This window comes from Agreia sp. Leaf210 (assembly GCF_001421485.1).
Taxonomy (GTDB): domain Bacteria; phylum Actinomycetota; class Actinomycetes; order Actinomycetales; family Microbacteriaceae; genus Agreia.
Genome location: NZ_LMKK01000002.1, coordinates 240,432 through 253,156, shown reverse-complemented (window position 1 = coordinate 253,156; position 12,725 = coordinate 240,432). Strand labels below are relative to the sequence as shown.

General features: G+C 64.9%; 9 protein-coding genes. 5 read left to right on the top strand and 4 right to left on the bottom strand.

Annotated elements, in window-relative coordinates; genetic code table 11:
* The first annotated feature begins 26 nt into the window (after positions 1–26).
* From ASE64_RS07230 to ASE64_RS07220, 3 genes are all read left to right on the top strand, one after another.
* The gene (locus tag ASE64_RS07230) at positions 27–329 is read left to right on the top strand and encodes a DUF427 domain-containing protein (RefSeq protein WP_055778169.1); all 303 of its coding nucleotides are present in this window, start codon (positions 27–29) and stop codon (positions 327–329) included.
* Between the two features lie 140 nt (positions 330–469).
* Positions 470–1,081, top strand: a complete 612-nt coding sequence (locus tag ASE64_RS07225) for an HD domain-containing protein (protein ID WP_055778165.1) — start codon at positions 470–472, stop codon at positions 1,079–1,081.
* 46 nt (positions 1,082–1,127) lie between these two features.
* Positions 1,128–1,718 carry a DJ-1/PfpI family protein gene (locus ASE64_RS07220; protein WP_055778163.1) on the top strand — a complete coding sequence of 197 codons (591 nt, stop codon included), beginning with the start codon at positions 1,128–1,130 and terminating at the stop codon, positions 1,716–1,718.
* 8 nt (positions 1,719–1,726) lie between these two features.
* Here ASE64_RS07220 and ASE64_RS07215 read toward each other — a convergent pair whose 3' ends face one another.
* From ASE64_RS07215 to ASE64_RS07200, 4 genes are all read right to left on the bottom strand, one after another.
* The gene (locus tag ASE64_RS07215; RefSeq protein ID WP_055778160.1) at positions 1,727–2,218 is read right to left on the bottom strand and encodes a SprT-like domain-containing protein; all 492 of its coding nucleotides are present in this window, start codon (positions 2,216–2,218) and stop codon (positions 1,727–1,729) included.
* Between the two features lie 56 nt (positions 2,219–2,274).
* Complete coding sequence (locus ASE64_RS07210) at positions 2,275–2,790, bottom strand: hypothetical protein (protein ID WP_235480529.1); 516 nt, start codon at positions 2,788–2,790, stop codon at positions 2,275–2,277.
* 77 nt (positions 2,791–2,867) lie between these two features.
* Entirely contained in the window at positions 2,868–4,034 is a 1,167-nt protein-coding gene (locus ASE64_RS07205; RefSeq protein WP_055778157.1) for a PQQ-dependent sugar dehydrogenase, read from the bottom strand.
* 25 nt (positions 4,035–4,059) lie between these two features.
* Positions 4,060–4,950: a spermidine synthase gene (locus ASE64_RS07200; RefSeq protein WP_055778154.1), complete on the bottom strand. Its 891-nt coding sequence runs from the start codon at positions 4,948–4,950 to the stop codon at positions 4,060–4,062.
* A gap of 287 nt (positions 4,951–5,237) precedes the next feature.
* Between ASE64_RS07200 and rpoB the strand changes: the two genes are divergently transcribed.
* Positions 5,238–8,726, top strand: a complete 3,489-nt coding sequence (gene rpoB / locus ASE64_RS07195; RefSeq protein WP_055778151.1) for a DNA-directed RNA polymerase subunit beta — start codon at positions 5,238–5,240, stop codon at positions 8,724–8,726.
* A 48-nt stretch (positions 8,727–8,774) separates the two neighbouring features.
* Positions 8,775–12,653, top strand: a complete 3,879-nt coding sequence (locus ASE64_RS07190) for a DNA-directed RNA polymerase subunit beta' (RefSeq protein WP_055778148.1) — start codon at positions 8,775–8,777, stop codon at positions 12,651–12,653.
* Positions 12,654–12,725 lie beyond the last annotated feature (72 nt).

The following is a 12,725-nucleotide window of genomic DNA, read 5'->3' as shown; positions in this document are numbered from 1 at the left end:
GTAGCGTGACTGCAGGAGGTTTCATCATGAAAGCAGTCGTCAACGGCACCGTCATCGCCGAGGCACCCAAGGAAGATCTGATCGCCATCGAAGGGAACTGGTACTTTCCCCCGTCGAGCGTGAACTTCGATCTGCTCACGCCCACGGACACGCCCTACACCTGCCCGTGGAAGGGCGAGTGCCAGTACTTCAGCGTGAGCGACAGCGGCGTGAGTCTCAAGGATCGCGCGTGGAGCTACCCGAAGCCGTATCCGGCGTCGTTCGATCGCGTCGGCCAGGACTACAGCAACTACGTGGCGTTCTGGAAAGAAGTCCAGGTCACCGAGTAGTTCTCGTCTCATCGAGTTGCCTGAAAACGCCGCCTCCCCGTTGGGTGAGGCGGCGTTTTCGTGCAACTCGGCGGAATCTCGTGCCAGATTGGCCGGTTGCAGAGCATCGACCTCAAGCGCCCAGGGCTAGCGTCGAGAGCATGACGGAACTTCTGCTGCTGCCCACCGCAGACACCGCGCGTCGCGCGCTCGACTGGGTGCAGCGCACCGAGGAGCTCTCGATCGCCAACCACAGCGTTCGCACCTTTCTGCATGCCCGCGTGGTCGCGGCATCCGACGGTCTTGTCGCGGGTCAGGACTACGACGCCGAGGTGCTCTTTCTCGCGTGTGTTCTGCACGACATCGGCACGACGGATGATGCCGACGGCGAGCTCCGTTTCGAGGTCGACGGCGCCGATGCCGCCGCTCGCTTTCTCGCCGCCGAGGGCAGGAACCCCGCCGAGATCGACGTCGTATGGGAGGCCATCGCGTTGCACACCTCGCCGCAGATCGCGGAGCGCAGGGGCCCTATCACGAAGCTGACGCGGCTCGGTGTGCGTGGCGACTTCGGCCTCGAGACGGTCACCGATGCCGAGCGCCAGGCGATCGAGGATGCCTACCCGCGGCTCGACGTGGAGAAGCATCTGGGCGACGCGGTGCTGGAGCAGGCGCTTCGCACCCCGGAGAAGGCCCCGCGGAATTCATGGCCGGCGAGCCTGGTGCGTGCTCATCACGACGACCCGCACAACACCGGAGTCAGCGAGGCGTTCTGAGTAGTGCCGCGATACCCGACGGCGTGGCGCGGATAGGGTTTGTTCCATGACGAAGCACATCGGAATCCTCCTGTTCGACGGCGTCGAAGAGCTCGACGCCGTGGGCCCCTGGGAGGTGCTCTCGTGGTGGACCCGGACGAGTCCCGACGACGGGTACGACGTGTTCACGATGGCCGACTCGCTCGACCCGGTGACCTGCGCCAAGGGCCTGCGCATCCTGCCCGACGTGAGAGTGGATGCCGCACAGCCTCTCGACGTGCTCATCTATCCGGGCGGTCGCGGCACCCGCGGGCACCTGACCGACGAGCGGCGTCTCGCGTGGGTGCGCGGGCAGCGCGAGACCGTGCCGCTGATGACGAGCGTCTGCACCGGATCGCTCGTCTACGCCGCGGCGGGCATCCTGAACGGGAGGCCGGCGACGACGCACTGGAGCACTCTCGACCGGCTCGGTGAGCTCGACCCGACCATCGAGGTACGGCCCGACGACCGCTTCGTCGACGACGGTGATGTGATCACGGCAGCGGGTGTCTCCGCCGGCATCGACATGGCCCTGCATCTCGTCGCGCGACTCGCGGGGGTCGAGCGCGCACGTGAGGTGCGCCGCGGCATCCAGTACGACCCGCAACCGCCCGTCTAGCGGGCGCCTCAGCCGCGGAAGGCCGCCTGACGACGTCGTGCCGGGGCGATGTCGCGGCGTTGCCAGGCGATCACGTTGGCCGGATCGAAACGCTTGGAGCAGGTGCCGCACGCGAGCGTACGAGCGGGCTTTCGATAGCGGAAGTGCTCGTGGCCCGCAGGGCAGACGCCCACCCACGGCGCCAGTTCGTCGGCGACGGAACCGCTGTGGGTGCGCGAGCCGACGTACCCGATGGATGCGGCGATGCGCTGCCACGAGGGACCGTGCCCCGCTCGGTGACCCGCCATGGCGTGCGCCACCTCGTGCAACAGCACCTGGTGGATCTCGTCGTCGTCGAATGTGGCGGCAAGGTAGCGCGAGACCGTGATGCGCTTCGTGGTGAAGCTGCAGAGCCCCGCGCGTGTCTTGGCATTGTCGAAGCCGAACGACCACAGCTGGGGATCGAGGTGCAGCGAAATGAGCGCGTCTGCCCAGACGCGTACTTTTGCAAGATCAGCCACGGGAAGACACTAACCCGACCGTGCGATATCGTGACCCGAGAGCGGGCTCGAGCTACTCAGGACTCGGTGAGAAAGGACTCCGTGACGGCCACGGCGACGAGTGAGCTCTCGAGCTGGTCGAGCGACGCGCCCATCTTCTCGTAGAGGAAGACGGTGGCCTTGAAGTCGACCAGGGCGGCCTCGTAGTCGCCCATGTCGAAGAGCACCTTGCCCCGGGTGAGCTGCGAGGCGGCCTCGAGCGGGCCCCACTCGTGCACCCTCGCCTCGTCGACGCACAGCGACAGCTCGGAGAGAGCCGCCTGCAGTTTTCCCTGGTACTGCTGCACCTGGGCGCGGCGGATCCGTGCCCCGAGCAGCTGCTCCCGGTCTCCGGAGAAGCGGGTGTGCCTGACGGCCTCGTTCGCCACGGTCCAGGCCTCGTCGAGACGGCCGAGCAGGCGGTAGAGACCGACCTTCTCGTTGAGGGCCGAGAGGCTGCGCAATTGGCCCAGCTCGCCGAGTCGAGCGGATGCCGCTTGGACGTCGATCTTCTCCCTGAGATTGCGAGGGTCGTAGCCGGTGATGATGCTCACTAGGTCAGGTACTCCGTTGATTGGCACGCGGTGCTGCCGCGTTCGACGTTCTGAAGTCTCGCGGGCTGCGAACAACCCTATCCGGAGGTCGGCGCCAGCGTGACTCGGTACAGCGTGTCGTCCCCGGGGCGGGGTTCTCCGCGGCCGTCGGTGTTGTTGGTTATCAGCAACAGACTTCCATCGCCGGCTGAGTAGACGTCGCGAATCCGTCCGAGTTGACCGGAGAAGAACTCCCTCGTCTGCGCTCCCGATGCAGGATCGATCGTCCACAGCCTCTCGCCACCGAGACCCGCCATGAAGACCGTGTCGCCGATCACCGCGATGCCGCTGGGGCTGGCATCGTCGGTCGCCCACTGTGCGATCGGGGCGACGAAGCGGGTGTCGGAGGAGTCGGTCCCCTCCACATCAGGCCAGCCGTAGTTGGCGCCGGGGTCGATGACGTTGAGTTCGTCCCACGTGTCCTGCCCGAATTCCGCGGCGAACATGGTGCCGTCGGCACGCCAGGCGATGCCCTGCGGGTTGCGATGGCCGAGGCTGTAGACCGGGGAACCGGCGAACGGATTGTCGGCGGGAACCGAGCCCGAGGCATCCAGGCGCAGGATCTTGCCGCCGAGATACGCCACGTCTTGCGCGCGATCGCGCTGGTTGGCGTCGCCCGTGGTGATGTAGAGCAGGCCATCGGGACCGAAGGCGATGCGTCCACCGTTGTGGTTGGACGCCTTGGGCAGACCCGTGATCACCTCCGCGGCCGCGCCGAGAGCGAGGGAAGCGCCGGTTCCGGTGAGCGGAAACGACACGACCCGGTTGTCGTCGGCGGTGGTGAAATAGGCGAAGAGTCGGCGCTCGGTACCCGCGCTCTGCACCGCGATGCCGAGGAGGCCTCCCTCGCCCGTCGCCGTAACTCCGCCCACGCCACCGATGACGCGCTTCTGCCCGGCGGTGTCGATCAGAACGATCTGAGCCGAGTCCCGCTCAGAGATCAGGATGCCGTCGGCACCGACGGGCGCGATCGACCAGGGGGCGTCGAGGTCGTTGGCCAGGGCCGTGAGGTCGCCGGTGGGCGAGTACGGCCCGGCGAGCGGGTTCGCGCTCTCTGTCGGAGTGGGGGAGGGCGAGGCGGTCGCGACGACCGGCGGCGTCGCGGTCGAGACCGTGCGTTCGGGTCTCGGCGAATCGCATCCGCTGAGCACGAGCATCGAGACCGCGGCGGCGGCCAGTGCGGTGGCGGTGCGGCGGACGCTCATGGTGATGCTCCTGTCTGCTGCCCGGTCAGGGCTTGATCTGGAAGATGCTGCGCCCCGGGGGAGGCGACTTGACGGCCGTCTGATCGGTGACGATCGCTGCGCCGGCGATGAAGTTGCGCAGCTCGGCTCCGGTGACGACCTTGGATGCGACGGGGTCGCCGGCGACGAGCCGTGGCATGCGCTCGAACGGCAGAGGGGAGGTCGAGCCGAACATGACCACGTTGCCGAAACGCTTCGCCTTCAGCATCTGCGAGTCGAGGACGATCGACACGTGCTCGAAGACACTCGACAGCGTCGCCGCCTGCCCCCGGGCGAACGCGAGGCCGGCGCCGTCGGCGACATTCACAGCGATCATGCCGTCGTCTGCGAGGAGTGTACGACCCAGCGTGTAGAACTCGGCGCTCGTGACGTGGGCCGGCGTTCGGGCGCCCGAGAAGACATCCACGACCAGCAGATCGACGTTGCCCACCAACCCGGGTGGGAAGGCCGCGAGCTGCTCGCGGGCGTCGCCGTGCCGGATGCGGATCTGCGCGTCACGAGGAAGGGGCAGCTCCCGGCGAACGAGCTCGACGAGTTCGCTCTCGTACTCCACGACCTGCTGGCGCGAACCCGCTCGGGTCGCGGCGACGTAGCGGGGGAGAGTGAGACCGCCGCCGCCCAGGTGCACCGCCGTGATCGCGTCGCCCGCGGGCCTCAGCAGGTCGATGCCGTGACCGATGCGGCGTACGTATTCGAAGTTCAGGTGTGTCGGGTCGTCGATGTCGACGTGCGACTGCGGAGTGCCGTCGACCACGAGCAGGAAGCTGCCGGGGGAGTAGCGATCCGACTCGATCCGGGCGTGGAAGCCGCTCTTCGAGAGCGTCGCCGATGGATGCTCGGGCTCGGCCCGATCGGCGCCTCGCGTGGATCTGCTCATGGTTCCAGTATCCCCTCGACGGGCTCGGGGACCGCGGCGATGGCGGTTATACCGGAGATTCAGAAACTAATCAAGAAAAGCGGTGGACAGGCGCGTCGGATGCGCATATAGTTGACCTTTGCGCTCCCAGTAAAACCATGCCCTCATATCGCGGTCGGCAGCCATGGTCTTACATCCCCGAACTTCTTGACAAATGTAGGTCGAAGCCGGGTGCGATCGCAAACGAAACATCCTTATTAGTCAACCGACAGTACTGAGACCCGACGGGGTCCACGGAGGTTATTTCCTTGGCTGCTGCGCGCAACGCAACCACCAACTCACCCAAGACCGGGAGAAACGCATCGCGTCTCTCGTTCGCGAAGATCACAGACACTCTGACGGTCCCGGATCTGCTCGCTCTGCAGACCGAGAGCTTCGACTGGCTCGTCGGCAACGACATCTGGAAAGAGCGCGTCGCCGAGGCGAAGAAGGCCGGTCGTCAGGACCTCGCCAACAACTCGGGACTCGAGGAGATCTTCGAAGAGATCTCTCCGATCGAGGACCTCGGCGAAACGATGCAGCTGAGCTTCACCGCTCCGTTCCTCGAGCCTGAGAAGTACACGATCGACGAGTGCAAGGAGCGTGGCAAGACCTACGCGGCTCCGCTCTACGTCGAGGCCGAGTTCATGAACCACCAGACCGGTGAGATCAAGACGCAGACCGTCTTCATGGGCGACTTCCCACTCATGACCGAGCGCGGCACGTTCATCATCAACGGCACCGAGCGCGTCGTCGTCTCGCAGCTCGTGCGCAGCCCCGGTGTCTACTTCGAGCGCGCCCAGGAGAAGACGTCCGATAAGGACATCTACTCCTCGCGCATCATCCCGAGCCGTGGTGCATGGCTCGAGTTCGAGATCGACAAGCGCGACCAGGTCGGCGTTCGCATCGACCGCAAGCGCAAGCAGAGCGTCACCGTCTTCCTGAAGGCCCTCGGTCTCACGAGTGAAGAGATCCTCTCCGAGTTCAAGGGATACGCGTCTATCGAGGCCACCCTCGAAAAGGACACGATCCTCACGAAAGAAGAGGCGCTCAAGGACATCTACCGCAAGCTGCGTCCGGGCGAGCAGGTCGCTGCCGAGGCTGCGCGTGCGCTCCTCGACAACTTCTACTTCAACTCGAAGCGCTACGACCTCGCGAAGGTCGGTCGGTACAAGATCAACCGCAAGCTCGGCATCGAGAGCGCACTGAGCAACTCCGTGCTCACGGTCGAGGACATCATCGCCACGATCAAGTACCTGGTCGCTCTTCACGACAACCAGACCACGATCCCCGGCACCCGCGAGGGCAAGAAGGTCGACATCCGTCTCGACGTCGATGACATCGACCACTTCGGAAACCGTCGTATCCGCGCCGTCGGCGAGCTCATCCAGAACCAGGTCCGCACGGGTCTGTCTCGTATGGAGCGCGTCGTCCGCGAGCGTATGACCACTCAGGACATCGAGGCCATCACCCCGCAGACCCTGATCAACGTGCGCCCCGTCGTCGCCGCGATCAAGGAGTTCTTCGGAACCAGCCAGCTGTCGCAGTTCATGGACCAGAACAACCCCCTCGCGGGTCTGACGCACAAGCGTCGACTTTCCGCGCTGGGCCCGGGTGGTCTGAGCCGTGAGCGCGCCGGCGTCGAGGTGCGAGACGTTCACCCGTCGCACTACGGCCGCATGTGCCCCATCGAGACCCCTGAAGGCCCGAACATCGGTCTGATCGGATCGCTCGCATCGTTCGCGCGCATCAACTCGTTCGGTTTCATCGAGACCCCGTACCGTCGCGTTGTCGACGGCGTGGTCACGGCGACCATCGACTACCTCACCGCCAGCGAAGAAGACGAGTACATCGTCGCCCAGGCCAACGCCCCGCTCACCGGCGAGGCCCGCTTCGCCGAGACGCGCGTTCTCGCCCGCCGCAAGGGCGGAGAGGTCGACCTGTTCCCGGCCGAGGACATCGGCTACATGGACGTCTCGCCGCGCCAGATGGTGTCGGTCGCGACCAGCCTCATCCCCTTCCTCGAGCACGACGATGCGAACCGCGCCCTCATGGGTGCCAACATGCAGCGCCAGGCTGTTCCGCTGCTGCGCAGCGAGAGCCCGCTCGTGGGTACCGGTATGGAGGGCTACGCGGCCATCGACGCCGGAGACGTGGTCACCACGCTCAAGGCCGGTGTCGTCTCCGAGGTCTCGGCAGACGTCGTCACCATCCAGCTCGACGAGGGCGGAACGCAGGACTACTACCTGCGCAAGTTCGACCGCTCGAACCAGGGCACCAGCTACAACCACCGTGTGATCGTCGCCGAAGGTGAGCGGGTCGAGGTCGGCCAGGTCCTGGCCGATGGTCCCGCCACCGAGAACGGCGAGCTCGCGCTCGGAAAGAACCTGCTCGTGGCATTCATGCCGTGGGAAGGCTACAACTTCGAAGACGCGATGATCCTGAGCCAGAACCTGGTGAAAGACGACGTGCTCTCCTCGATCCACATCGAGGAGTACGAGGTCGACGCGCGCGACACGAAGCTGGGTAAAGAGGAGATCACCCGTGACCTCCCCAACGTCTCGCCCGAGCTGCTCGCAGACCTCGACGAGCGCGGCATCATCCGCATCGGTGCCGAGGTCCGCCCCGGCGACATCCTCGTCGGCAAGGTCACGCCCAAGGGCGAGACCGAGCTCAGCGCCGAGGAGCGCCTGCTGCGCGCCATCTTCAACGAGAAGAGCCGCGAGGTTCGCGACACGTCGCTGAAGGTTCCCCACGGTGAGCAGGGCACGATCATCGCCGTCAAGGAGTTCTCTGCCGAGAACGACGACGAGCTGGGCTCGGGCGTCAACCAGCGTGTTGTCGTCTACATCGCCCAGAAGCGCAAGATCACCGAGGGCGACAAGCTCGCCGGCCGTCACGGCAACAAGGGCGTCATCTCCAAGATCCTCCCGGTCGAAGACATGCCGTTCCTCGCCGACGGAACCCCCGTCGACATCGTGCTGAACCCGCTGGGAATCCCCGGTCGAATGAACTTCGGCCAGGTTCTCGAGACGCACCTCGGCTGGATCGCCAAGCAGGGCTGGGAGGTCGAAGGCAAGCCCAAGTGGGCTGCCGAGCTGCCCGAGCAGGCCCGCAAGGCCGCTCCGAACACGAAGGTCGCGACCCCCGTGTTCGACGGTGCGTTCGAGGAGGAGATCGCCGGTCTGCTCGACTCGACGACTCCGACCCGCGACGGCGACCGCCTCATCGGTTCTTCCGGAAAGGCCCGTCTGTTCGACGGCCGCTCCGGTGAGCCGTACCCCGAGCCCATCTCGGTCGGTTACATGTACATCCTGAAGCTGCACCACCTCGTCGACGACAAGATCCACGCGCGTTCGACGGGTCCGTACTCCATGATCACGCAGCAGCCGCTGGGTGGTAAGGCACAGTTCGGTGGACAGCGTTTCGGTGAGATGGAGGTCTGGGCCCTCGAGGCCTATGGAGCCGCGTACGCGCTCCAGGAACTCCTGACCATCAAGTCCGACGACATCCTCGGCCGCGTCAAGGTCTACGAGGCGATCGTCAAGGGCGAGAACATCCAGGAGCCCGGTATTCCCGAGAGCTTCAAGGTGCTCATCAAGGAGATGCAGTCGCTGTGTCTGAACGTCGAGGTTCTCTCGGCCGACGGAACAGCAGTGAGCCTGCGCGACACGGATGACGAGGTCTTCCGTGCAGCTGAAGAGCTCGGCATCAACATCTCCACCCGGTTCGAGTCGTCGTCCATCGACGACATCTGATCCGGCTTAGTTACTTAGCTGACGCAACCTTCAGGAGAAGAGAAAACATTGCTGGACGTTACAACATTTGACGAACTGCGTATCGGTCTTGCCACGGCAGACGATATCCGCAAGTGGTCACACGGTGAGGTAAAGAAGCCGGAGACGATCAACTACCGCACGCTGAAGCCCGAGAAGGACGGCCTCTTCGGAGAGCAGATCTTCGGGCCGAGCCGTGACTGGGAGTGTTCCTGCGGTAAGTACAAGCGGGTGCGATTCAAGGGAATCGTCTGCGAGCGCTGCGGCGTCGAGGTCACCAAGTCCTCGGTTCGTCGTGAGCGCATGGGCCACATCGAGCTCGCCGCTCCCGTCACCCACATCTGGTACTTCAAGGGCGTTCCGTCGCGCTTGGGCTACCTGCTCGACATGGCGCCGAAAGACCTCGAGAAGGTCATCTACTTCGCCGCCTACATGATCATCTCGGTCGACGAAGATGCTCGCCACGAAGACATGCCCGGCCTCGAGAACGAGCTCCGCCTCGAGATCAAGACCCTGTCCGACCAGCGCGACTCCACGATCGCGAACCGCCTCCAGCGGCTCGAGACCGACCTGGCAGCCCTCGAGGCCGAAGGCGCGAAGAGCGACCAGAAGCGTCGTACGAAGGACTCCGCCGAGAAGGAGATGGGACAGACCCGCAAGGCGTACGACGAGCAGATCGGTCAGCTCGAGCGCGTGTGGGAGGACTTCCGCAGCCTCAAGGTCGGCGAGCTCAAGCCCGAGGACGCCGTCTTCCACGAGCTCCAGGACCGCTACGGCCAGTACTTCAGCGCCTACATGGGTGCCGAGGCCATCAAGAAGCGCCTCGAGGCCTTCGACCTGGTGACCGAGGGTGAGAACCTTCACCTTCAGATCGCCGAAGGCAAGGGCCAGAAGAAGATCCGTGCCATCAAGCGCCTGCGCGTGGTGTCCTCCTTCCTCGCGACCGGCAACTCGCCGGCAGCCATGGTGCTCGACGTCGTTCCCGTGATCCCGCCGGAGCTGCGCCCGATGGTGCAGCTCGACGGTGGCCGCTTCGCAACAAGCGACCTGAACGACCTCTACCGTCGCGTGATCAACCGCAACAACCGTCTCCGCCGCCTGCTCGACCTCGGTGCTCCCGAGATCATCGTGAACAACGAGAAGCGCATGCTGCAGGAGGCCGTCGACGCTCTGTTCGACAACGGTCGTCGTGGACGCCCCGTCACCGGTACCGGCAACCGCGCCCTCAAGTCCCTGAGCGACATGCTCAAGGGAAAGCAGGGTCGGTTCCGCCAGAACCTGCTCGGAAAGCGTGTCGACTACTCCGGTCGTTCGGTCATCATCGTCGGTCCGCAGCTCAAGCTGCACCAGTGTGGTCTGCCCAAGCAGATGGCACTCGAGCTGTTCAAGCCGTTCGTGATCAAGCGCCTGATCGATCTGAGCCACGCTCAGAACATCAAGGCCGCGAAGCGCATGGTCGAGCGCAGCCGTCCGCAGGTCTGGGACGTGCTCGAGGAGATCATCCGCGAGCGTCCTGTGCTGCTGAACCGTGCACCTACGCTTCACCGACTGGGCATCCAGGCTTTCGAGCCTCAGCTCGTCGAGGGCAAGGCGATTCAGCTTCACCCCCTCGTCTGCGCGGCGTTCAACGCCGACTTCGACGGTGACCAGATGGCCGTTCACCTGCCGCTGAGTGTCGAGGCCCAGGCCGAGGCGCGCATCCTGATGCTCGCATCGAACAACATCCTGAAGCCGTCCGACGGTCGCCCGGTGACCCTGCCCACCCAGGACATGATCATCGGTCTGCACCACCTCACCACGGTGAAAGAGGGTGCGATCGGCGAAGGCCGTGCGTTCTCCTCCGTCGCCGAGGCGATCCTGGCGCACGACCAGAAGTCGCTCGACCTGAACGCACCCGTCAAGATTCGTCTGCACGACGTGCACTTCGGCGAGAACGAGGGTCCGGCCGACTACGTCGACGGTCCCGTCATCGTCGAGACCACGCTGGGTCGCGCCCTCTTCAACGAGGCGCTTCCGGTCGACTACCCCTACATCCAGGCTGTGGCCGACAAGGGTCAGCTCTCGGAGATCGTCAACGACCTCGCCGAGCGCTACCCCAAGGTCGAGGTCGCTGCATCGCTCGACCGCATCAAGGACGCCGGTTTCTACTGGGCCAGCCGTTCCGGTGTGACCGTGGCGCTCTCCGACATCCTGACTCCGCCGAACAAGCGCGAGATCGTGCAGGGTTACGAGAAGCAGGCCGCCAAGGTGCAGGGCCAGTTCGAGAAGGGTCTCACGACCGACCTCGAGCGTCGCCAGGAGCTCATCCAGATCTGGACCAAGGCAACCGAAGAGGTCGCGCAGGCCATGCGCGACAACTTCCCGAAGGACAACACCATCAACCGCATGGTGACCTCCGGTGCTCGTGGTAACTGGCTGCAGGTGCGCAACATCGCCGGTATGCGAGGCCTGGTGAACAACCCGAAGGGTGAGATCATCCCTCGCCCGATCATCTCGAGCTACCGCGAAGGACTCTCGGTCGCCGAGTACTTCATCGCGACGCACGGTGCCCGTAAGGGTCTGGCCGACACGGCCCTCCGTACGGCCGACTCGGGATACCTCACGCGTCGTCTCGTCGATGTGTCGCAGGACGTCATCATCCGTGAAGACGACTGTGGTACCTCCAAGGGGCTCGATCTCCCGATCGCGATCGAGGGTGCAGACGGCAAGTGGACCAAGGACCCGAACGTCGAGAACTCGGTGTTCGCCCGGTCGCTCGCGGCCGATGCAGTCGACGCCAAGGGCACTGTCGTGGCCGAGGCCGGAGACGACGTCGGAGACGTTCTGATCGACAAGCTGGTTGCGGCCGGAGTCAACATCATCAAGGTGCGCTCCGTTCTCACGTGTGAGTCGGCTGTCGGTGTGTGTGCTGCCTGCTACGGCCGCTCGCTCGCCACGGGTCTGCTCGTCGACATCGGCGAGGCCGTCGGTATCATCGCGGCCCAGTCGATCGGTGAGCCCGGAACCCAGCTGACGATGCGTACCTTCCACACCGGCGGTTCGGCATCCGCAGATGACATCACGCAGGGTCTGCCCCGTGTGCAGGAGCTGTTCGAGGCTCGTACCCCCAAGGGTGCGTCCCCGATCGCCGAAGCCGCAGGCCGCGTGCACATCGAAGACACCGATCGCAGCCGCAAGGTCATCCTGACGCCCGACAACGGCGACGAGCCGATCGCCTACCCGGTGCTGAAGCGTTCGACGCTTCTCATCGAAGACGGTCAGCACGTCGAGCTCGGACAGCAGATCATCATCGGTGCCGTCGACCCGAAGGAGGTTCTGCGCGTCAAGGGTGTCCGCGAGGTGCAGAAGCACCTCGTGGGCGGCGTGCAGGGCGTCTACCGCTCGCAGGGTGTTCCCATCCACGACAAGCACATCGAGGTCATCGTTCGTCAGATGCTCCGCAAGGTGACTGTCGTCGAGCACGGTGACACCGATCTGCTGCCGGGCGAGCTCGTCGACCGGGCGCGTTACAACACGCTCAACCGCGAGGCGCTCACCCAGGGCAAGAAGACGGCATCCGCTCGTCAGGAGGTCATGGGTATCACCAAGGCGTCCCTCGCGACCGAGTCGTGGCTGTCGGCCGCGTCGTTCCAGGAGACCACGCGTGTTCTCACGCAGGCCGCCATGGAGGGCAAGTCCGACCCGCTGATGGGTCTGAAGGAGAACGTCATCATCGGTAAGCTCATCCCCGCCGGAACGGGACTGCCGCGTTACCGCGACGTCGCCGTCGAGGCGACCGATGAGGCGAAGGCGGAGCGTTACCCGAACCGCATCTTCACCGATGACGCGTCGTTCTCAGAGGCCGACCTGTCGTTCGTCGACTTCGACAGCTTCTCGAGCGACGACTACACCCCGGGAACCTACAACTAAGCAGGTTCCGCACGACACAGAGCCCCTCACCGTTCGCGGTGAGGGGCTCTTTGTCGTTGTGGTAGCCCGGTG

Bases quoted from the DNA above. Each gene is read 5' to 3' on its own strand.
- ASE64_RS07230 (WP_055778169.1), top strand. From the start codon at position 27: ATGAAAGCAGTCGTCAACGGCACCGTCATCGCCGAGGCACCCAAGGAA.
- ASE64_RS07225 (WP_055778165.1), top strand. From the start codon at position 470: ATGACGGAACTTCTGCTGCTGCCCACCGCAGACACCGCGCGTCGCGCG.
- ASE64_RS07220 (WP_055778163.1), top strand. From the start codon at position 1,128: ATGACGAAGCACATCGGAATCCTCCTGTTCGACGGCGTCGAAGAGCTC.
- ASE64_RS07205 (WP_055778157.1), bottom strand. From the start codon at position 4,034: ATGAGCGTCCGCCGCACCGCCACCGCACTGGCCGCCGCCGCGGTCTCG.
- ASE64_RS07200 (WP_055778154.1), bottom strand. From the start codon at position 4,950: ATGAGCAGATCCACGCGAGGCGCCGATCGGGCCGAGCCCGAGCATCCA.